At 64.0% G+C, this 20,325-nt stretch carries 15 protein-coding genes; 6 read left to right on the forward strand and 9 right to left on the reverse strand.

Annotated elements, in window-relative coordinates; all coding sequences use genetic code 11:
• Positions 1 to 120: 120 nt before the first annotated feature.
• The 4 genes from B3P22_RS23215 to B3P22_RS23230 all read left to right on the forward strand — a co-directional run bounded on the left by B3P22_RS23215 (position 121) and on the right by B3P22_RS23230 (position 7,464).
• Entirely contained in the window at positions 121 to 1,083 is a 963-nt protein-coding gene (locus tag B3P22_RS23215; protein WP_296272777.1) for an alpha/beta fold hydrolase, read from the forward strand.
• Positions 1,084 to 1,501: 418 nt separating this feature from the next.
• Positions 1,502 to 3,295, forward strand: a complete 1,794-nt coding sequence (locus B3P22_RS23220) for a DUF1302 domain-containing protein (RefSeq protein ID WP_296272736.1) — start codon at positions 1,502 to 1,504, stop codon at positions 3,293 to 3,295.
• 27 nt (positions 3,296 to 3,322) lie between these two features.
• Positions 3,323 to 4,690 carry a DUF1329 domain-containing protein gene (locus tag B3P22_RS23225; RefSeq protein ID WP_296272738.1) on the forward strand — a complete coding sequence of 456 codons (1,368 nt, stop codon included), beginning with the start codon at positions 3,323 to 3,325 and terminating at the stop codon, positions 4,688 to 4,690.
• 167 nt (positions 4,691 to 4,857) lie between these two features.
• On the forward strand, positions 4,858 to 7,464 hold the full coding sequence (locus tag B3P22_RS23230; protein WP_296272740.1) for a LuxR C-terminal-related transcriptional regulator: 2,607 nt from the start codon (positions 4,858 to 4,860) through the stop codon (positions 7,462 to 7,464).
• 110 nt (positions 7,465 to 7,574) lie between these two features.
• Here B3P22_RS23230 and B3P22_RS23235 read toward each other — a convergent pair whose 3' ends face one another.
• The 4 genes from B3P22_RS23235 to B3P22_RS23250 form a co-directional block, all read right to left on the reverse strand.
• A complete protein-coding gene (locus B3P22_RS23235; protein ID WP_296272742.1) occupies positions 7,575 to 8,918 on the reverse strand; it encodes a short-chain fatty acid transporter in 1,344 nt (447 codons plus the stop codon).
• A gap of 261 nt (positions 8,919 to 9,179) precedes the next feature.
• Complete coding sequence (locus B3P22_RS23240) at positions 9,180 to 10,361, reverse strand: acetyl-CoA C-acetyltransferase (protein ID WP_296272744.1); 1,182 nt, start codon at positions 10,359 to 10,361, stop codon at positions 9,180 to 9,182.
• 132 nt (positions 10,362 to 10,493) lie between these two features.
• Positions 10,494 to 11,150, reverse strand: a complete 657-nt coding sequence (locus B3P22_RS23245; protein WP_296272746.1) for a CoA transferase subunit B — start codon at positions 11,148 to 11,150, stop codon at positions 10,494 to 10,496.
• An 11-nt stretch (positions 11,151 to 11,161) separates the two neighbouring features.
• Complete coding sequence (locus B3P22_RS23250; RefSeq protein ID WP_074859308.1) at positions 11,162 to 11,860, reverse strand: CoA transferase subunit A; 699 nt, start codon at positions 11,858 to 11,860, stop codon at positions 11,162 to 11,164.
• Positions 11,861 to 11,965: 105 nt separating this feature from the next.
• On the opposite strand from B3P22_RS23250, the gene B3P22_RS23255 reads away from it, so the two are divergent.
• Complete coding sequence (locus tag B3P22_RS23255; RefSeq protein ID WP_296272748.1) at positions 11,966 to 12,850, forward strand: LysR family transcriptional regulator; 885 nt, start codon at positions 11,966 to 11,968, stop codon at positions 12,848 to 12,850.
• 53 nt (positions 12,851 to 12,903) lie between these two features.
• On the opposite strand, the gene B3P22_RS23260 is transcribed toward B3P22_RS23255, so the two are convergent.
• From B3P22_RS23260 to B3P22_RS23280, 5 genes are all read right to left on the reverse strand, one after another.
• A complete protein-coding gene (locus B3P22_RS23260; protein ID WP_296272750.1) occupies positions 12,904 to 13,497 on the reverse strand; it encodes a nucleotidyltransferase family protein in 594 nt (197 codons plus the stop codon).
• 2 nt (positions 13,498 to 13,499) lie between these two features.
• Entirely contained in the window at positions 13,500 to 15,698 is a 2,199-nt protein-coding gene (locus B3P22_RS23265) for an OsmC domain/YcaO domain-containing protein (RefSeq protein WP_296272752.1), read from the reverse strand.
• 243 nt (positions 15,699 to 15,941) lie between these two features.
• Positions 15,942 to 18,371, reverse strand: a complete 2,430-nt coding sequence (locus tag B3P22_RS23270; protein WP_296272754.1) for a TonB-dependent siderophore receptor — start codon at positions 18,369 to 18,371, stop codon at positions 15,942 to 15,944.
• Between the two features lie 96 nt (positions 18,372 to 18,467).
• Positions 18,468 to 19,433 (reverse strand): FecR domain-containing protein, encoded by a 966-nt coding sequence (locus tag B3P22_RS23275; protein WP_296272756.1) that lies wholly within the window; start codon positions 19,431 to 19,433, stop codon positions 18,468 to 18,470.
• Positions 19,434 to 19,441: 8 nt separating this feature from the next.
• Positions 19,442 to 19,960, reverse strand: a complete 519-nt coding sequence (locus tag B3P22_RS23280; RefSeq protein ID WP_296272759.1) for a sigma-70 family RNA polymerase sigma factor — start codon at positions 19,958 to 19,960, stop codon at positions 19,442 to 19,444.
• 165 nt (positions 19,961 to 20,125) lie between these two features.
• Between B3P22_RS23280 and B3P22_RS23285 the strand changes: the two genes are divergently transcribed.
• Entirely contained in the window at positions 20,126 to 20,317 is a 192-nt protein-coding gene (locus B3P22_RS23285) for a hypothetical protein (RefSeq protein ID WP_296272761.1), read from the forward strand.
• The last annotated feature ends 8 nt before the right edge of the window (positions 20,318 to 20,325 follow it).

The following is a 20,325-nucleotide window of genomic DNA, read 5'->3' on the forward strand; positions in this document are numbered from 1 at the left end:
GCTAGCCCCTGCATGCCTGCGCCTGGTCGTAGCGAGCATGCACTCATCAGACACAGGAATGCGCCCGTGAAGAAAACCCTGCTCACCGCGACACTTTCCGCCAGCCTCCTTCCACTTTCCATGCTCCAGGCTGCGCCGCAGACCGGATATGGCCCGCAACTGGAGGGCTTCGAGTATCCCCACCCGATCCAGCGCTTCGCGTTCAGTTCGCAGCAGCAGGAGCTGTCGATGGGCTACATGGATGTGAAGCCAGCCGGCAAGGCCAATGGCAGCACGGCGGTGCTGCTGCATGGCAAGAACTTCTGCGGCGCCACCTGGGAAGTAACCATCAAGACGTTGAGCGATGCCGGCTACCGCGTGATCGCGCCGGACCAGATCGGCTTTTGCAGCTCGAGCAAGCCGCGCGGCTATCAGTTCAGCTTCGGCCAGCTGGCCAGCAACACCGATGCATTGCTGGAGTCGTTGGGCGTGGAGAAGGCCACGGTGATCGGCCATTCCATGGGCGGCATGCTGGCCGCACGCTACGCGCTGGCGCATGCCGAGCGGGTGGAGAAACTGGTGCTGGTCAACCCCATCGGCCTGGAGGACTGGCAGGCCGAGGGCGTGCCCTATTTGACCGTCGACCAGCTTTACCAGGGCGAGCTGAAGACCTCCTACGAGGGCATCAAGAATTACCAGCTGAAGTTCTACTACAACGGCGTGTGGAAGCCCGAGTACGACCGCTGGGTCGACATGCTCAACGGCATGTACAGCGGGCCGGGTAAGGAAATCGTCGCCTGGAACCAGGCGCAGACGGCGGAGATGCTCTTCACTCAGCCGGTGGTGCACGAGTTCGCTAACATCAAGGCGCCAACCCTGCTGCTGATCGGTGGCAAGGATCGCACCGCCCCAGGCGCCAACCGTGCGCCAGAGGACGTCGCCAAGCGTCTCGGCAACTACCCGGAGCTGGGGCGCAAGACCGCCGAAGCGATCCCCGAGGCGAAACTCGTGGAGTGGCCGGAGCTGGGCCATTCGCCGCAGGTGGAAGCGCCGGCGCTGTTCCACGAGGTGCTGTTGCGCGAACTGGCAGCCAGCGGCAACTGATCGACCTGGCAGAGCTTGGCCCCAGGCTCTGCCCCCTCTTCAAGACGCCATTCGCGTCGTCCTAACAGGCCGTTGAAAAACTACCTGTGTTGACAATACTGCGTTGAAAACAGCCTCAAAATGCTCATTTACAGCACGTAAACTCCGCTTTTTCGGCCGTTTTCGCCTTGTCTTGCCTGCCTCGCCTACGTTTTTCAACGGCCTGCTAAGGCAGCGCCTTTCGGTGCCTGCCTGCAAATAGTTCCCCACCCGCCTGATGGTCCGTCATTCAGCAAGCTGAGGTCGGCCCGCGTGCGCCCGTCTCAGGGCGCCGTTCATCCTTTCGGGCGACAGGCGAAATCCCTCCTTGGTGCGCTTATCCGGGGCCTGTTCCCCGCCTAGGGTTGGCGCTGCAGTACCCAATACCTAGGAGACCCGCATGACAACAACAACAGGGCCCGGACTATTCCAGCCGCACACCTTGGCTTTGGCCGTCGCCGTCGGTTTCGCCGCTCCGGCACAGGCCGTCAATTTCAACATCGGTGAGATCGAAGGGCAGTTCGACAGTGCGCTGTCGGTCGGTGCCAGCTGGTCGATGCGCAGCCCGGATCGCGATCTGATCGGCCCCAACAATGGTGGCCAGGGTCAGGCGCAGACCGGCGACGACGGCCGCCTGAACTTCAAGAAGGGCGAGACCTTCTCGAAGATCTTCAAGGGCATCCACGATCTCGAGCTGCGCTACCGCGACACCGGCGTTTTCGTGCGCGGCAAGTACTGGTACGACTTCGAGCTGAAGGACGAGAGCCGCCTGTTCAAGGACATCGACGACAGCAACCGCAAGGAGGGCGCCAAGTCCTCGGGCGCGGAAATCCTCGATGCCTTCCTCTACCACAACTACGCCGTCGGCGATCTGCCGGGCACCGTGCGGGTCGGCAAGCAGGTGGTGAGCTGGGGCGAGAGCACCTTCATCGGCAACAGCATCAACTCGATCAACCCCATCGACGTCGCGGCCTTCCGCCGCCCCGGTGCGGAGATCAAGGAAGGCCTGATCCCGGTGAACATGCTCTACGTATCGCAGAGCCTCAGCGACCGCCTGAGCATGGAGGCCTTCTACCAGCTGGAGTGGGACCAGACCATCCTCGACAACTGCGGCACCTTCTTCTCCACCGCCGACGTGGCCGCCGATGGCTGCGACAGCGGCTACCACATCGGTTCGCCGGCCATCGCACCGCTGCAGCCGGTCGCCGCCGCGTTCGGTCAGGGCTTCCGCGTCGACAGCGAAGGGGTGATCCTGCCACGCGCCGGTGATCGTGATGCGCGTGACCAGGGCCAATGGGGCGTGGCCTTGCGCTGGCTGGGTGACGAGACGGAGTACGGCGCTTACTTCATGAACTACCACAGCCGTACGCCCATCGTCAGCACGCAGAACGCCGGCCTGGCGACGCTGGCGGCGCTGCCGGGGATCATCGGCACCGCTAACGGCATCGCGCCGGGCAGCGGCGCCGGTCTGGCGCAGAGCGTGATGCTCGGCAATGGTCGCTACTACCTGGAGTACCCCGAGGACATCCGCCTCTACGGCCTGAGTTTCTCCACCACGCTGCCCACCGGCACGGCCTGGGCGGGCGAGATCAGCTACCGGCCGAACCTGCCGCTGCAGATCAACACCACCGACATGACGCTGAGCCTGCTCAACCCGATCGCCCCCGGCACCTCGCCGGTCGCGGCAGGGCCGGGCCAGGACAACGTCGGTTATCGGCGCAAGGAAGTCACCCAGCTGCAGACCAGCTTCACCCACTTCTTCGATCAGGTGATGGGCGCGGGACGCTTCACCCTGGTCGGCGAGATCGGCGTGGCCCACGTCGGTGGGCTGGAGGGCCGCGAAGACCTGCGCTATGGCCGTGATTCGCTGTTCGGTGCCTACGGCTTCAACGGCGATACCGACGGCTTCACTACCAGCACCTCCTGGGGCTACCGCGTGCGCGGCATCTGGGAGTACAGCAACGTGTTCGCCGGGGTCAACCTCAAGCCGAATATCTCCTGGTCGCACGACGTCGACGGCTACGGCCCCAACGGCCTGTTTAACGAGGGCGCCAAGGCCATCAGCTTCGGCATCGACGCCGACTACCGCAATACCTACACCGCCAGCCTGTCGTACACCGACTTCTTCGGCGGCGATTACAACGTCGCGATCGACCGCGACTTCCTGGCGCTCAGCTTCGGCGTGAGCTTCTAGGCCATCAGGATCAGTTGAGGAATGCAGATGAATACAACCCTGAAGATGCTCGGCGCACTTTCCCTGAGCCTGCTGGCCAGCGGTGTGCTGGCCGCGGTCGGCGAACAGGAAGCGGCCAAGCTCGGTAACAGCCTGACCCCGCTGGGGGCAGAGATGGCCGGCAATGCTGCCGGCACCATCCCGGCCTGGACGGGCGGCCTGGCCAGCGATGCCGGTCAGGTCGATGCGCGCGGTTTTCTCAGTGACCCGTTCGCCAGCGAGCAGCCGCTGTTCACCATCACCGCGCAGAACCTGGACCAGTACCGTGACCGCCTCACTGCGGGGCAACTGGCGATGTTCCAGCGCTATCCGGAAAGCTACCGCATGGCGGTATACCCGACCCACCGCAGCGCCGCGGTGCCGGACAACATCTATGCCGCGGCCAAGACCAGTGCGCTGAACACCGGGTTGGTGGAAGGCGGCAACGGATTGACCAACTTCGGTCAGAGCCGTTACTACGCGTTCCCGATTCCGCAGAACGGCCTGGAAGTGGTGTGGAACCACATCACTCGCTATCGCGGCGGCAACCTGCGCCGCAGCATCGTCCAGGCATCGCCACAGGCCAATGGCTCCTACACGCTGGTCAACTTCGAGGATGAAGTCGCCTTCCCGGACAACATTCCTGATATCGACCCGGCCAAGGCGGAAAACACCCTGCTGCTGTTCAAGCAGCGGGTCACCGCGCCGCCGCGCCTGGCGGGCAACGTGCTGCTGGTGCACGATTCGCTGGATCAGGTGCGCGAGCCGCGCATGGCGTGGATCTACAATGCCGGCCAGCGTCGCGTGCGGCGTGCCCCGCAGGTGGCGTACGACGGTCCGGGGACTGCCGCCGATGGTCTGCGCACCACCGACAACTTCGACATGTTCAGCGGCGCCCCGGATCGTTACGACTGGAAGCTGGTGGGCAAGCGCGAGGCGTTCATCCCGTACAACAACTACCGCCTGGCCTCGCCGCAGGTGAAGTACAGCGACATTCTCAAGGCTGGCCATATCAACCAGGATCTGGCCCGTTACGAGTTGCACCGCGTCTGGGAAATCGAGGCCACGCTGAAGAGCGGCGAGCGCAACATCTACGCCAAGCGGCGCTTCTACGTGGATGAGGATTCCTGGCAGATCGCCCTGTCCGAGCATTACGACGGCCGCGGTCAGATGTGGCGTGTCGGTGAGGCGCTGCTGTTCCAGCAGTACGACAAGAAGGTGCCGGTATACGCGCTCGAAGCGCTGTATGACGTGATCGCCGGACGCTATATCGCGATCGGCATGGCCAATGAGGAGAAGACGGCAGTGCAGTACGGCACCAAAGCCTCGGCCAAGGACTTCACCCCGGCTGCACTGCGTAACGCTGGCGTGCGCTGATCGGGTCGCTCCAAGCAAGCCGGTGTCGCCTCGCGCGTCGCCGGCTTTTTTGTGCCTGCCTCTTTCACGTGAATTTCGCACCATAAGCGCCAGGGGGTAGTCGTGCCTGGTGAGCGGCGTACCATCGGCGGGTGGTTCAACAATGACAAGCAGAGAGAACCGCTGCCATGCCGACCCTCGCCATCGCCCGCACGAGCGCGCTGCAAGTGCAACCCGCCGATCTACCGCGGCTGCCGCCGTGCGTCGTTTCCCGTCCCGCCCTGCTGCAACGTCTGCTCGCCAGTCAGGCGCGTTTGCGCCTGCTGTGCGCGCCCGCCGGCACCGGCAAGAGCGTGCTGCTGGGCCAGTGCGCGCGACACACGCCCGCCGCCATCGAGCGGGTCTGGCTCGATCTTGCCGGGCGCAGCCTGAGCCCGGCGCAGCTGTGCAAGCGGCTGGCAGCAGCCATGCAACTGCCGGGCGAGGACACCGGTGAAGCAGATCTGATCGAACGGCTGCATGCGCGCGCCGGGCGCTTGTGGATCTTTATCGACGACTATCCGCGGCAGGCCGACGAGGCGCTCGATGCCTGCCTCGACCGGTTGTTCGCTGCAGCGCCGGCGCAGGTCACCTGGTGGGTCGCCAGCCGCCGTACGCCGGCCTGGAACCTGCCGCGTCTGCTGCTGCAGGGCGATTTGCTGGAACTCAAGGGCGAAGAACTGGCGCTGGATGAAACGGGGCTGAGCGAATTGTTGGCCACGCTGCAGATCGAGTTGGCCGATGATCTTCGTCGGGCGCTGCTGGCGCGCAGTGAAGGCTGGCTGGCGGCGATTCGTCTGCTGCTGCTCGATGCCGGTGAAGACGCGCTACGTCAACGTCTGCAGGATGGCTGCCCGGTGCTGTGCGACTACGTGCAGCGGGAGGTGCTGGACGATCTTGACGATGAACTGCGCAGCGACCTGCATGCGCTGGCCCTGCTGCCACGCTTTTCCCGGTCGCTGTGCGAGCACCTGCTCGAAGGCCGCGGTGCCTTGTTGCTGAGCGAATTGCAACGGCGTCAGTTGTTCGTGCGCAGCCTCGACAGCAGCGGTACCTGGTTCCGTTTATGGCGACCGCTGGCCGAGGTGCTGCGGCGCCTGCCGGGTGCTCCGTTGCCAGCCTCGATCCATGTGCGCGCCTGCCAATGGTTCGCTCAGCATGGTGAGATTCGTGAGGCCGTCGAACATGCTCTGCAGGCCGGGCAGGTCGAGGTCGCGGTCAACTATCTGCAGCGTTTCGACCAGGAGCAGTTGCTGCAGGGGCATTCGGTGGCGCAACTGCTGCAATGGCGCGAAGAGCTGCCGGATTGGTTGTTCGCCAGTTCGCCGCGGCTGATCGTGCTGCAGGCTTGGGCCTTGATCATCTGCGCCCGTTTCGACGACGCCAGTGCCTGCATTCAGGGGTTGGCGCATTTCATGCCGCAACCCGATGCGCAGCGTCAGCGCAAACTGATCGCGCACTGGCAGGCATTGATGGGCGTACTGGCGCGGCAGTGCGGCCGCCGTGATGCTCGGCTGCACTGTCAGGAGGCCCTGCAGATGCTGGATGAGGGCAGTTGGTCGCAACGTGTGCTGTGCTATCAGGCGCTGGCGCAGCAGCATATGGCCGAGCATGCGCTGGAGCAGGCCAAGCAGGCGCTGGATCAGGGCCTGCATCTGGCGCGCTTGCGTGGCAGTCTGATCTTCGAAGCTCTGCTCAATACCGATCACTGCCTGCTGTTGCAGATGCGTGGCGAGGCCGGGCGCGCGGCCGAGCTGGCCGAGCAGTCGCTGGCGCTGTTGCGTGAACGCTTCAACCACAGCCCGGTGGTCGCCCGCCTGTTGCTGGTTCGGGCCAGCCTGCTGGCGCGCCAGGGCCTGGACGAGGCGGCGCAGCAGGCGTATCGCCAGGGGCTGCAGGAAGCCGAACATTGCGAGGATGCCTACATCATTTCCGGCTACCTGGGGCTGCTGGAGCTGGCCGAGAGTCGCGGGGAACTCGACGAGGCGCACCAGTGGCTGCAGAAGGCCGAGCGCGTCATGCAGTGGTCGCACGTGCCGGAGGTGCGTTACCGCTGCGTGCTGCAATTGCAGGCGGGGCGTCTCCTGTTGCGTCAGAGGCAGACCGGGCGGGCGCGCGAGTTGTTCGCCCAGACCCTGCAGCAACTGCAGCAGCGCCAGCAACTGGCCCCTTCCGAGTTCTACGACTTGCTGCCGCGCTTGCGCCACTGCCTGGCGATCAGCGACCTGCTGCTCGGTCATCAGGCGGCTGCCGAGCATGCGCTGCGCCTGTTACTGGATGAAAGCCAGCTCGCCGGGCATCGCAGCCTGGCCTGTGAATGCCGGGTCAGTCTGGCTGAGGCGCTGCTCGTGCAGGGTCAGGACGAACAGGCCGATGAGCTGCTTCACCAGGCGCTTGGCGAGGCGCGACAGCTGCGGCTGCTACGGCCATTGCAGGATTTGCAACAGCGTCAGCCGCACTGGTTGGAACGCATGTTACCGGGGGAGGTTGGGCAAAGCCTGCATCAGCGCTTGTTCGAGCCGGCTTCGGCCCTTGACGAGCCCGCCAGCGCCGGAACCGCCCTGCTCAGCTCGCGCGAGCTGGCCGTGCTGCAATTGATCGCGCAGGGTTTTTCCAATCAGGAAATCGCCGATCGCCTGTTCATCTCGTTGCACACGGTCAAGACCCATGCGCGGCGGATCAACGTCAAGCTCGGTGTGCAAAGACGCACCCAGGCCGTGGCGATGGCCAAGGCGCAGGGGCTGATGGGGGATTGAGCGGGGTAGCCACCGTGCTGGCAGATGGTGGGGTTTTGTAGGAGCGGATTCATCCGCGATGTTCGCGACGCCGTCGCGAATAAATCCGTTCCTGCAGCTCTGGCGGCGGCTCAGCCGAGCAGATAGAACGCCCCACAGATCACCACGCCCGAGTACAGCAGCATGATCAGGCAGTAGCCCATGATGTCGCGGGCGCCGAGGCCGACGATGCCGAGCAGCGGCAGCGCCCAGAACGGCTGGATCATGTTGGTCCAGGCGTCGCCCCAGGCAATGGCCATGGCGGTGACGGTGGGCGAGACGCCCAGGGCCTGGGCAGCCGGCAGCATGATCGGGCCCTGCACGGCCCACTGGCCGCCGCCGGACGGGACGAACACGTTGACCACGCCGGCGCTCAAGAAGGCCAGCAGCGGGAAGGTGTCGGCCGAGGACCAGGAAATGAATGCTTCGGTGATCTGCCGGCCTAGGGAGATGCCGTCGGCGTTGGCGCCCATCATCATGCCCATGATCCCGGCGTAGAAGGGGAACAGCAGGACGATGCCGCCGATGCCGCGCACGCTCTCGTCCACCGCGCGCATGTAGCGCTCCGGGGTGCCGTGCATCAGCAGGCCGCTGAACAGGAAGATGGCGATGACCACGTCCAGGCCGAGCACGAAGCCCTTGCTGGCGAAGTGGTTGAACAGGTAGATACCGGCCATGGCCACCAGCGCCAAGCCGAGAATGCGGCTGTCGTCCAGGCGTTGCGCCGGCGTTTCACGAGCCGGCAGTTCGGCGCGTGACTCGACCAGTTTGGCGGCATCGGCGACCTTGGCGCCCTGGCGTGGGTGCATGGCGCGGTTGAGCAGCGGCAGACCGATGAACAGCAGCGCGACGATGGTCAGATTCAGGGTGCTGAACAGGGTTTCGGTGATGCTTACCGGGTCGCTCAGTACGCCGGCAGTCATGCGCGCCAGGTCCGGTCCGCCGGTGGCCAGGGAGAGCGGCACCGAACCGGCGAGGCCGCCGTGCCAGACCAGGAAGCCCGAGTAGGCCGACGCCACCAGCAGCGGGTAGTCGACGCCATCGACCTTGCGCGCCAGGGCTCGGGCGAACACCGCGCCGATCACCAAGCCAAAGCCCCAGTTGACCCAGCAGCCGACCAGCGCCACCAGGGTAACCATGATGATCGCCTGACCCGGTGTGCGCGCCATGCCGGCCAGGCGGTCGAGCTGACGGTTGATGAGCGGTGCGCTGGCCAGGGCATGGCCGGTGACGAAGATCAGCGCCATCTGCATGGCGAAGCCGAGCAGCGTCCAGAAGCCGCCGCTCCAGTGCTGCACCATGGCCGGCAACGACTGGCCGGTGGAGAAGATACCGGCGAGCAGCACGCCCAGGGTCAGGAGCGCAGAGAACACGAACGGTGACGGCAGGTACTTCTGTACCAGGCTCACGCTCATGCGGGTGAGGGTGTTGAACATGGATGACGCCTCTTTCTTATGGTTGTGTAAGGGCTAACCGGGCATTCAGAGTTGGCTATGCCTGGGTGTTGCGGTGGATATGACAAAGCTCGGCCGAGACCGAGCTGGGTGGTGGTAGCCCGGATGAAATCCGGGAGGTCCATTTCAGGTTTCCCCGGATGCGTCCAGGCATACCTCTTTATAAATCGTCGCGGCTAAAGCCCCTCCCACAGGAGCCAGACGGGCAGTGTGGGAGGCGCTTCAGCGGCGATTGTCTGGCGCTCAGGCGCGCTCGATGGCCAGCGCCACACCCTGGCCGCCACCGATGCACAGCGTGGCCAGCCCCTTCTTCGCGTCGCGGCGGATCATCTCGTGCAGCAGGCTGACCAGCACGCGGCAGCCCGAGGCGCCGATGGGATGACCGAGGGCGATGGCGCCGCCGTTGACGTTGACCTTGTCGGCATCCCAGCCCAGCTCCTGACCGACCGACAGCGCCTGGGCGGCGAAGGCCTCGTTGGCTTCGATCAGGTCCAGATCGGCCAGGCTCCAGCCGGCCTTGTCCAGGCAGCGACGGGTGGCGGAAACCGGGGCGATGCCCATGATCGCCGGGTCGACGCCGGCGTTGGCGTAGCCGGCAATCTTCGCCAGCACCGGCAGACCCAGCGACTGCGCCTTGCTCGCGCTCATCAGCAGCACGGCAGCGGCGCCGTCGTTGAGGCTGGAGGCGTTACCGGCGGTGACGCTGCCATCTTTCTTGAATGCCGGCTTGAGTTTGCCGAGGGATTCGGCGGTGGTGCCGGCACGCGGTTGCTCGTCACGGGCGAAGGCGACGGGGTCGCCCTTGCGCTGCGGGATCAGCACCGGGGTGATCTCGGCATCGAAACGACCGGCTTCGATAGCGGCCACGGCCTTTTGTTGCGATTCAGCGGCGAAGGCGTCCTGCGCCTCACGGCTGATGCCGTATTTCTCCACCAGGTTCTCGGCGGTGATGCCCATGTGGTAGTCGTTGAAGGCATCCCACAGGCCGTCGACGATCATGCTGTCGAGCATCTGCGCGTGGCCCATGCGCAGGCCGGTCCGGGCCTTGGGCAGCACATAGGGCGCCAGGCTCATGTTCTCCATGCCGCCAGCGATGATCACTTCGGCATCGCCGCAGCAAATGGCCTGGGTGGCCAGGTGCAGTGCCTTGAGGCCCGAGCCACAGACCTTGTTCAGGGTCATGGCTGGCACGGCATGCGGCAGGCCGGCGCGGATAGCGGCCTGGCGTGCGGGGTTCTGGCCGCTACCGGCGGTGAGTACCTGGCCGAGGATGACTTCATCGACCTGGGCGGCGTCGAGGCCGGTTTGTTCGAGCAAGCGCTTGATGACGATGGCGCCGAGCTCCGGCGCGGGAATCTCGGCCAGGCTGCCCTGGAAGCTGCCGATGGCGGTGCGGGTGGCGGCGACGATGACGACGTCTTGCATGGGGAATCCTCTGTGCGCGGTAGGGCGGAAAAAGCTTCGCGGATGAATCCGCTCCTACAGGGTGTAGGACATAGCCAAAAAAACGCTCCGTAGGCGCCGTGCGTGGTGGCGCCTACAGAACGGTAGACAACTTTAGAAGCTCATTTCCGGCACGTGTTCGGGGACGATCAGCTTGCCGGCGGTCTTGGCGACGATTTCCTCGACGCTCACCCCTGGCGCGCGTTCGCGCAGGATGAAGGCGCCGTTTTCGATCTCCAGATAAGCCAGGTCGGTCAGCACCTTGCGGATGCAGCCGCAGCCGGTCAGCGGCAGGCTGCAATGCTCCAGCAGCTTGGATTCGCCGTCTTTCGAAGCGTGGGTCATGGTGACGATGATGTTATCGGCACCGGCCACCAGGTCCATGGCGCCGCCCATGCCCTTGACCAGCTTGCCGGGGATCATCCACGAGGCGATGTTGCCGCGCACGTCCACCTCGAAGGCGCCGAGCACGGTCAGATCGACGTGGCCGCCACGGATCATGGCGAAGGACTGCGACGAGTCGAAGATCGCCGCGCCCTTGATCGCTGTGACGGTCTGCTTGCCGGCGTTGATCATATCGGCGTCCACTTCCTCTTCGGTGGGGAAGGCGCCCATGCCGAGCAGGCCGTTTTCCGACTGCAGCATCACCTGCATACCCTCGGGCACGTAGTTGGCCACCAGGGTCGGGATGCCGATGCCGAGGTTGACGTAGAAGCCGTCCTGCAGCTCGCGGGCCACGCGCTGGGCCATTTGTTCACGGGTAAGAGCCATGGTCTTTCTCCTCAGGCGCGCAGCGTGCGTTTTTCGATGCGTTTCTCGAAGCTGCCGCAGATCAGCCGATCGACATAGATGCCGGGCGTGTGAATCTGCGTCGGGTCGAGTTCACCGGGCTCGACGATCTCCTCGACCTCGACCACGGTGATGCGCCCGGCAGTGGCGACCACTGGGTTGAAGTTCTGCGCGGTATGGCGGTAGACCACGTTGCCGAAGTGGTCGGCTTTCCAGCCCTTGACGATGGCGAAGTCACCGGTGATGGCCGGCTCGAGGATGTAGTGGCGGCCGTTGATCTCGCGCGCTTCCTTGCCTTCGGCGACCGGGGTGCCGTAGCCGGTGGCGGTGAAGAAGGCAGGAATGCCGGCGCCGCCAGCACGCAGCTTCTCGGCCAGGGTGCCCTGTGGGGTGAGCTCGACTTCCAGTTCGCCGGAGAGCAGTTGCTGTTCGAACAGGGCGTTCTCGCCGACGTAGGAGGCGATCATCTTGCGGATCTGCCGGTCTTCCAGCAGCACGCCGAGGCCGAAACCGTCGACGCCGCAATTGTTGGACACCACGGTCAGATCGCGCACGCCGCGACGGCGGATCTCAGCGATCAGGTTCTCGGGGATGCCACACAGGCCGAAGCCGCCGGCCAGCACGGTCATGCCGTCCTGCAGGCCGTCCAGGGCTTCTGCGTAGCTGCCGACGCGTTTGTCGAGTCCGCTCATTCGAGGCTGCCTCTTTGTTGTTATCAGGAGTGAGGCCAAGCTTCTGCGCTGTAGGCTTATTTGTTAAGTTTGTTTTTCCTCTTGATTGATCAGGTAAATAAATCAATGACCGTCAAGCAGCTACGCGCCTTTCTTGCCGTGGCACAGAGCCTGAGCTTCGCCCAGGCCTGCGAGCGCCTGCACCTGTCGCAGCCGGCGCTGAGCCTGGCGATCAAGAACCTGGAGCAATCGCTTGGTGGTCAGTTGCTGGTGCGCACCACCCGCAGCGTGGCGTTGACTCCTGAGGGCGAGACGCTGCTGCCGATCGCCGTGCGCCTGCTGGCCGACTGGGACAACGCCGAGGACCTGCTGCGTCAGCACTTCACCCTGCAGATGGGCAAGGTGGCGGTGGCGGCCATGCCCTCGTTCGCTGGCAATCGCCTGCCGGCGGCGCTGCGCGCTTTTCGCGACGCCTACCCGCGAGTCAACGTGGCGGTGCATGACGTGATCAACGAACAGGTAATGGAGATGGTGCGCGACGGCCGCGTCGAACTGGGCATCGCCTTCGAGCCTTTGAGCCTCGACGGCTTGCAGTTCACGCCGCTGTACGAGGATCGCTTCGTCGCGTTGGTGCCGGCAGATAGCGAGCTGGCCGGGTGCGAGGCCTTGAGCTGGGTGGATCTGCTCGACCGGCCTTTTATCACTCTGCAGCGACCCTCGGCGGTGCGCCTGCTGCTGGAAGACAGCGTGATCTCCAGTCACGGCAAGCTGCCGGTGGCGTTTGAGAGTCATCAGTTGGTCACGGTCGGGCGCATGGTCGCCGAAGGCCTCGGCGTCAGCGCGGTACCACAGCTATGCCGGCAGCAGATGGAGGACCTGGGCGCTCGCTGCCTGCCGCTGATCGAGCCGCAGGTGATGCGCCGGATCGGTCTGCTGCACCAGGCCGGGCATCAGCTGTCCAGCGCGGCGCAGGCGTTGAGCGAGGTGCTGCTGCGTCAGGCAGTGCAGTAGGGCAGGTGAAACCCGCCGCTTGAGCTCTGGCGGGTTGCACTCGCCCTACGAACCTAGAGCTGAATCAGGTCGGCCGGAGTGTCGATATCCTGCAGGACGCCCGGATCGTCCAGTCCGACGATATGCACGGCTTCGGCGTTGTGTTGAAGCACGGTCTTGGCACCAGCATCGCCGCTCAGTGTTGCAAGTTGAGGCCAGAAATCGCGGCCGAACAGCACCGGATGGCCGCGTTTGCCCTGATAGCTGGGCAGCACGATGTTGTTCGCTCGGGAGTGGGTTATCAGGGTTTCCAGGCTATCCCGGCGAATCGACGGCATATCGGCGAGAAAGATCGCCACGGCGTCAGCGTCGGATTCAGCCAGTAGACGCTCGGCCCCTGCGGCCAGGCTATGGCCCATGCCCTGGGCGGTGGCCGGGTTCTGCACGATGTGTACGCCCCTTGGTAGCTCAAGCTCTGTCAGCGCTTCGTCCGAGCGCAGCACCAGCCAGACGTCTTCGAGCATCGAGCAGGGCAGAGCCAGGCTGGCCGCCAGCAGCGAGCGCCCGTCGGCCAGTGTTGCACGCCGCTTGTCGCCGCCGAAGCGGCGGCTGTAGCCGGCGGCCAGCATCAGCGCTGCGACTCTGTGGATTGGGCGTTCGCTGGTCATGCTCAGCCGGCCAGCCTGGCTGCTTTGGCGCGAGCGGCGTGCAGCTTCTTGTAGCTGTCGATCAGGCGCAGGTGCTTGTCCAGGCCTTCGAGCTTCATACTAGTCGGGGTCAGCCCATGGAAGCGCACGCTGCCTTCCACCGAGCCGATCACCGCGTCCATGCGCTCGCTACCGAACATGCGCCGCAGGTTGTGCTCGTAGTTGGCCAGCTCCAGCTCGTCGTCCAGCTGGATCTCCAGCACGGCGTTGACCGCCTGGTAGAACAGGCCGCGCTCGACGGTGTTGTCGTTGTACTGCAGGAAGGCCTCGACCAGCTCCTTGGCATCGTCGTATTTCTTCAACGCCAGGTTGATCAAGAGCTTCAGCTCGAGAATGGTCAGCTGGCCCCACACCGTGTTGTCGTCGAACTCGATGCCGATCAGCGTGGTGATATCGGTGTAGTCGTCGACTTCGGTGTTGTTCAGGTTACGCAGCAGCGATTTCAGCTCGCGGTCGCTCAGGGCGTGCAGGTTGAGGATGTCCTTGCGGAACAGCAGCGCCTTGTTGGTGTTGTCCCAGATCAGATCCTCGACCGGGTAGATCTCCGAATAGCCCGGCACCAGGATGCGGCAGGCGTTGGCGCCGAGGTCGTCATAGGTGGCCACGTAGACCTCCTTGCCCATGTCCTCGAGGATGCCGAACAGAGTCGCGGCTTCCTGCTCATTCGAGTCGCTGCCTTCGCCGGAGAAGTCCCATTCGACGAATTCGAAGTCCGGCGTGGCGCCGAAGAAGCGCCACGACACCACGCCGCTGGAGTCGATGAAGTGCTCGACGAAGTTGTTCGGCTCGGTCAGCGCCAGGCTGTCGAAGGTCGGTTGCGGCAGGTCGTTGAGGCCCTCGAAGCTGCGGCCCTGCAGCAGCTCGGTGAGGCTGCGCTCCAGTGCCACTTCCAGGGTCGGGTGGGCGCCGAACGAGGCGAACACACCGCCGGTGCGCGGGTTCATCAGGGTCACGCACATCACCGGAAATTCACCGCCTAGCGAGGCGTCCTTCACCAGCACCGGGAAGCCTTGCTCCTCCAGGCCCTGGATGCCGGCGACGATCCCCGGGTACTTGGCCAGCACGTCCTGCGGCACGTCCGGCAGGCACAGCTCGTTCTCTAGAATCTCGCGTTTGACCGCTCGCTCGAAAATCTCCGACAGGCACTGCACCTGCGCCTCGGCCAGAGTGTTGCCGGCGCTCATACCGTTGGACAGGTACAGATTCTCGATCAGGTTGGACGGAAAATACACCGTCTCGCCATCGCTCTGGCGCACGAACGGCAGCGAACAGATACCGCGCAGGGTGTTGCCCGAATTGGTGTCGTACAGGTGCGAGGCGCGCAGTTCGCCGTCCGGATCGAAGATGGCCCGGCAGTGCTCGTCGAGAATTTCTTCGGGCAGCGCATCCTTCGGGCCCGGCTTGAACCAGCGTTCGTTCGGGTAGTGGACGAACTCGGCGGCGGCGATGTCCTCGCCCCAGAACTGGTCGTTGTAGAAGAAGTTGCAGTTCAGCCGCTCGATGAACTCGCCCAGCGCCGAGGCCAGGGCGCTTTCCTTGGTCGACCCCTTGCCGTTGGTGAAGCACAGGTTCGACTGCGCATCGCGGATATGCAGCGACCAGACGTTGGGCACAATGTTGCGCCAGGAGGCGATCTCGATCTTCATGCCCAGATCCGCGAGGATGCCCGACATGTTGGCGATGGTCTGCTCCAGCGGCAGGTCCTTGCCCGGGATGTAGGTGGTGGTGTCACTCACCGGCATCAGCAGCGCCTGGGCGTCGGCGTCGAGGTTTTCCACTTCTTCGATGATGAACTCGGGCCCCTGCTGCACCACCTTCTTCACCGTGCAGCGGTCGATGGAGCGCAGAATTCCCAGGCGATCCTTCTCGGAGATATCGGCGGGCAGCTCGACCTGGATCTTGAAGATCTGCGCGTAGCGATTCTCCGGGTCGACGATGTTGTTCTGCGACAGGCGGATGTTCTCGGTGGGGATGTCCCGCGTCTGGCAGTACAGCTTGACGAAGTAGGCCGCGCACAGCGCCGAGGAGGCCAGGAAATAGTCGAACGGCCCCGGCGCCGAACCGTCGCCCTTGTAGCGGATCGGCTGATCGGCGATCACCGTGAAGTCATCGAACTTGGCTTCGAGGCGAAGGTTGTCGAGAAAGTTGACCTTGATTTCCATGAGGGCAGCACCAGCGAGTGAAACGAAATGGCCGCCATTATCCGGGTTTTCGTGCTGGCGTGCTGGATCGGATAAGGCGGGCGCCGTGTCATCAAGTTATCGCCGATTGGCATCGATCGCCTCGTAATCGACGCGGCGTGACCAACGAAAAGCCCCTGAAGAATCGACTTCAGGGGCTTGTTCACGCTTGGGGCCTGAGCGGCTCGAACTGGCAGCCTTGCCCGATCTTGCCGGCTGTGCTCGTTACCAGCGATAGCTCACCGTGCTCACCACCTGGCGCTCGTCACCGTAGTGACAGGTGGAGGCCCCGCACTGCGCGTAGCGCTTGTCGGTCAGGTTGCTGGCGTTGACGGTCACGGCCCAGTGATCGTCGATCTGGTAGCGCGCCATGGCGTCGAACAGGGTATAGGCCGGCATGGGCGAGTCCATCAGTGAGGCCTGGGTTGTACCCATGTAGCGAGCGCCGGCGCCTATGGTCAGTTGCGGAATACCCCAGTTGATGAAGTCGTAGCTGGTCCACAGGGCGGCCTGGTGGTAAGGCGTATCATCGGTGCGTTGGCCGACTTCTGTGGCAATGGCGCTTTTGGTGGTGCGGGCATCGGTGTAGGCGTAGGAGGCAATGAGGCTTAGCGCTTCGGTCACATCCGCTTTGGCCTCCAGTTCCAGGCCGCGCGAGCGAACCTCGCCGGTCTGTCTCGGATCGTCATTGCTATCGAAGGTCAGCACGTTGGTTTGGGTCAGTTCATAGATGGCTGCACTGAGTAGCAGATTGCTGTCCTTGGGCTGATAGCGCACGCCCACTTCGTATTGCTTGCCTTCGGTGGGGGCGAAGTTTTGGCCAGTGACTTCTGCGACAGAAACAGGGAAGAACGACTCGCTGTAGCTGATATAGGGCGCCAGGCCGTTGTCCGCCAGGTAGACCAGGCCGGCGCGCCAGGTGGTGGCTTCGTCGCTTTGGCTGGCCTTGGCATCATTGCGATGCGCCGTCTGCTGTTGGTCAGCCCAGTCGTGGCGGCCACCCAACACTAGAATCCACTTGTCGTCGAACTTGATCTGATCCTGCAGATAGAGACCTTTCTGTCGAGTATCGAGCTGCGATCCGCGATCCGCTGCGCGGCTTTTGTCGACGACCACTGGCTGACCGTAGTTATAACGAGTCAGATCCAGGCTTGGAGTGTTGGTAGGGGTGCCCCGGAAATTATGTGAGTCATAGGAAGTGTCATAGCCATCGAAGCCTACGAGAACTGTGTGTTCGACATTGCCGAGCTGCCATTTCGACTCGATATTGGTGTCACTGGCCCATGTCCTTGCGCGTTCGTGGCGGTCACTGTAACGGCGCAACAGTGTGCCGGTGTTTGCAGCAAGGTTGATGGCAGCGGCAGACGGTTGAATTTGCAGGTAGCTCCACTGCACGTCGGTTTCGTAATAACGCAGCTTATGGTTGAGCGTGAAGTTTTCGTTGAAGTGGTGTTGAAATTCGTAGCCCAGGGTCGACATCTCGCCGTTCATGTCGTCGTAGTCCGGCTCGCCGATGAAATCGTGGCGACCGATCTTGAACGCGCCGTCACCCACACCCTTGACCAACTGGTAGGGCAGGGGCGCGGGGAAACGCGTATCGGTCTTCTGGTAGAAGGACAGCAGGGTCAGAGAGGTGTCTTCGTTGGGGCGCCAGGTCAGCGCCGGAGCGATGTAGAACTTGTCGTCGTTGATATGATCCTGCTGGGTGTCGCTGTTGCGACTGAGCAGGGTCAGGCGATAGCTCAGGGTGTCGCTACCGGCCAACGGGCCACTGAAGTCTGCAGAGAGTTGCTTGCGGTCGTGGGAACCCGCTTGCAGGTTCAGCTCATGGAAGGGCGTTTCGGACGGGCGCTTGCTGACGCCGTTGATCATGCCGCCGGGCGAAAGCTGGCCGTAGAGCACCGAGGCAGCGCCGCGAATGACCTCGACGCGCTCCAGGCCATAAGGTTCCTGAATGCCGTCGTAGGAGTTGTTCTGCAGGCGCAGGCCGTCGCGCAGCGAGCCGCCGGTGCCGGATTCGACCCCGAAGCCGCGGATGCGGAAGCGGTCCGCGGTGCGGTTGAACGCGGTCGAGCTGCTGGTGAGCCCTGGCGTGTAACTCAGCGCCTGGCCCAGCGTTTCCGACTGGCGGTCGCGGACCTCGTCGCTCGTCACCACCGACAGCGACTGTGGCGTTTCGGTGATCGGCGTGTCGGTCTTGGTAGCGCTCATGTTGCGTTTGGCCACGTAGCCAGCCACATATTCGTTGGGGTGTTCCTCGTTGGCGCCGATCACGGTCGTGGCGCTCAGCTCCAGACTGTCGCTCTGGCGAACCAGGACGTAACCGTTAGTCCCCATGCGGGCTGAGTAACCGCTGCCTCGCAGCAGGGTGGCGAAGCCTGCGTCGATATCGTACCGCCCGTGCAGGCCCGGGCTTTGCAGATTGGCGAGGCGCTGCGGCTCGAACGCCAGGGGCACACCGGCCTGCTGCGCGAAACGGCTCAGCACCTCCGCCAGGGGGCCGGCTTCGATGTCGTAGTGGGTGTGCGCCTGCTCGGCAGCGTGAGCGGGTGCAGGCATGACGGCAAGGGTGCCCAGCAGCCCGGCGAAGGTCAGATGAACGGCCAGGGCAAGGGGCGTGACAGCGTAGCCAAAGGGCGCGGCGGAGGTGCGCATGATCGATAGGATCCCGTGTTTTTTTGGTGTCTATCGTCCTTGACGGGCCAGGCGCAAAACCCGGAACCCGATCATGCGATTTTTTTTGCTGCCGCTTCAGCGGGCGCGGCTGATCACTCTCAGCCATGGGCCGAATTCTCGAACCTGCAGTGGCAGTGCCTCGGCGAGCAGATTCAGGGCGCGGTCGCTGTCATCCAGCGGCAGCACCGCGGATACGCGCAGGTCGGCCAGCGCCTCGCGGTCGAACTGCATATGCCCCGGAAACTGCCTGGCCAGTTGATCGAGCACCGCGGGCAACGGCTGGTCCTTGACCACCAGTTGATGGTGGCGCCAGGCGTCCTCGACGCTGCGGGTGTCCACGGTCGCCGTCAATTGCACCTCGTCGCGGGTGATGCGCGCCTGCTCGCCGGCATTGACCTCCAGCGCCCGCGGGTTGTCGCTGGCGGTCGCCGCCACGCGCGATTCGAGCATGGTCACCAGGGTCACGCCTTCTGCCCGGGTGACCACGAAGCGGGTGCCCAGCGCACGGATTTCGCCCTGCTCGGTCTCGACGATAAAGGGGCGGCTCGAGTCATGGGCGACGTCGACCAGCACTTCGCCGCGCAGCAGGCGAATGCGTCGCTGCTGGCCGTCGTACTGCAGGTCCAGGGCGCTGTTGCCGTTGAGGGTCACCCGTGAATGATCGGCTAGCTCGTGCACCAGCCATTGCGCGGGCTGGGTGCGCAGGTCGGCCAGCAGGTAGCCGGGCAGCTCGCTACGCCAGAGCGCCCAGGCCGGCAGCAGCGCCAGCAGCATCAGGGCGGTGGCCACGCGCTTGCCCCGGTAGCTGCGCTTGCGGCTGGTGAAGGCGGCATCGAGCGCGGCATGCACCGAGGCCTTTTGCGTACGCAGCGCCGACATTTGCCCGATAAAGGCCTGTAGCCGCTCGGCTGCTGCGGCATGTCGAGCATCGCTGCGTTTCCAGGCATCGAATTCGGCTGCAAGGTGTTCGTCGGCGTCCGGCTCGTTGAGCCGGATCAGCCAGTCGGCGGCTTGCTCGTTGATCGATTCCAGGCTGTTCATGCGCGCGCTCAGACTTCCAGCGCATTGCTGCAATGCAGCAGCGCCTGCATCAGATGCTTACGCACCATGCGTTCGGAAATACCCATCTGCACGGCGATCTCGACCTGGCTTTGGCCATCCAGGAAGTACATCAGGAAGGTCTGGCGCTGTTTGGCGCTGAGCTCTTCCAGGACGAACGCGATCTGCTCCAGGGCTTCGAGCGTGGTGAGAATCTGCTCGGGCGACTGGTAACCCGAAAGGCTTTCGACGGTCAGCGCCAGCTCACGCAGGTAGGCGTCTTCGATCTGTTTGCGACGTGACTTGTCGATCACCAGGCGGCGCGCTGTCGTCGTCAGAAAGGCACGTGGCTCGCGAATGCTGCCGAGCACCTCGCGCGAAGAAAGAATGCGGGCAAAGGTGTCCTGCGCCAGATCGGCCGCGTTATGGGCGCAACCCAGCTTGCGCCGTAGCCAGGCGAACAGCCAACCGTGATGGTTGCTGTACAGCTCATGGATCGCTTGCTGGAAAGGGGGCTCGGCCGCAGACATGCGCACGCTCGCAATGGAGGAGTCGATACTCAAGTTCAATTGAGAATTGTTCGCATAATATCGATTTGCTGGTACGAGTCGCAAGCACCAGAGGTCATCTGCCTGAGTTCGTATTCTGAGGCCTGCTGCGAAGGGAGAGCGCGACTCCAATACAGCGTCATTGGCATGCGTGATGCGCCGCTGGCGCAGGATCATCTGCAGGATGCGTTGAGCTTTGAGCGGCTCGGGTTTACATGCAAGGTGCTGGCTGGTTCAACACGCTTTGCAGTGCCGCCACGCCTAGGGATCGAAGGCGGCGTTCATGTCCATGGCAGCCAGCTTCGATTTGCTGGTAACGCTTCACGGCTGTTGCCATGACCAGCCGC

It is taken from the genome of Pseudomonas sp. UBA6323 (genome assembly GCF_002439135.1).
Lineage (GTDB): Bacteria > Pseudomonadota > Gammaproteobacteria > Pseudomonadales > Pseudomonadaceae > Aquipseudomonas.

What these genes read in the sequence shown, in the direction of transcription:
- B3P22_RS23275 (WP_296272756.1), bottom strand. Translation starts at nt 19,433, where the DNA reads ATGAACAGCCTGGAATCGATCAACGAGCAAGCCGCCGACTGGCTGATC.
- B3P22_RS23255 (WP_296272748.1), top strand. Translation starts at nt 11,966, where the DNA reads ATGACCGTCAAGCAGCTACGCGCCTTTCTTGCCGTGGCACAGAGCCTG.
- B3P22_RS23240 (WP_296272744.1), bottom strand. Translation starts at nt 10,361, where the DNA reads ATGCAAGACGTCGTCATCGTCGCCGCCACCCGCACCGCCATCGGCAGC.
- B3P22_RS23235 (WP_296272742.1), bottom strand. Translation starts at nt 8,918, where the DNA reads ATGTTCAACACCCTCACCCGCATGAGCGTGAGCCTGGTACAGAAGTAC.
- B3P22_RS23225 (WP_296272738.1), top strand. Translation starts at nt 3,323, where the DNA reads ATGAATACAACCCTGAAGATGCTCGGCGCACTTTCCCTGAGCCTGCTG.
- B3P22_RS23280 (WP_296272759.1), bottom strand. Translation starts at nt 19,960, where the DNA reads ATGTCTGCGGCCGAGCCCCCTTTCCAGCAAGCGATCCATGAGCTGTAC.
- B3P22_RS23245 (WP_296272746.1), bottom strand. Translation starts at nt 11,150, where the DNA reads ATGGCTCTTACCCGTGAACAAATGGCCCAGCGCGTGGCCCGCGAGCTG.
- B3P22_RS23250 (WP_074859308.1), bottom strand. Translation starts at nt 11,860, where the DNA reads ATGAGCGGACTCGACAAACGCGTCGGCAGCTACGCAGAAGCCCTGGAC.
- B3P22_RS23220 (WP_296272736.1), top strand. Translation starts at nt 1,502, where the DNA reads ATGACAACAACAACAGGGCCCGGACTATTCCAGCCGCACACCTTGGCT.
- B3P22_RS23285 (WP_296272761.1), top strand. Translation starts at nt 20,126, where the DNA reads ATGCGTGATGCGCCGCTGGCGCAGGATCATCTGCAGGATGCGTTGAGC.
- B3P22_RS23260 (WP_296272750.1), bottom strand. Translation starts at nt 13,497, where the DNA reads ATGACCAGCGAACGCCCAATCCACAGAGTCGCAGCGCTGATGCTGGCC.
- B3P22_RS23265 (WP_296272752.1), bottom strand. Translation starts at nt 15,698, where the DNA reads ATGGAAATCAAGGTCAACTTTCTCGACAACCTTCGCCTCGAAGCCAAG.
- B3P22_RS23230 (WP_296272740.1), top strand. Translation starts at nt 4,858, where the DNA reads ATGCCGACCCTCGCCATCGCCCGCACGAGCGCGCTGCAAGTGCAACCC.
- B3P22_RS23215 (WP_296272777.1), top strand. Translation starts at nt 121, where the DNA reads ATGCTCCAGGCTGCGCCGCAGACCGGATATGGCCCGCAACTGGAGGGC.
- B3P22_RS23270 (WP_296272754.1), bottom strand. Translation starts at nt 18,371, where the DNA reads ATGCGCACCTCCGCCGCGCCCTTTGGCTACGCTGTCACGCCCCTTGCC.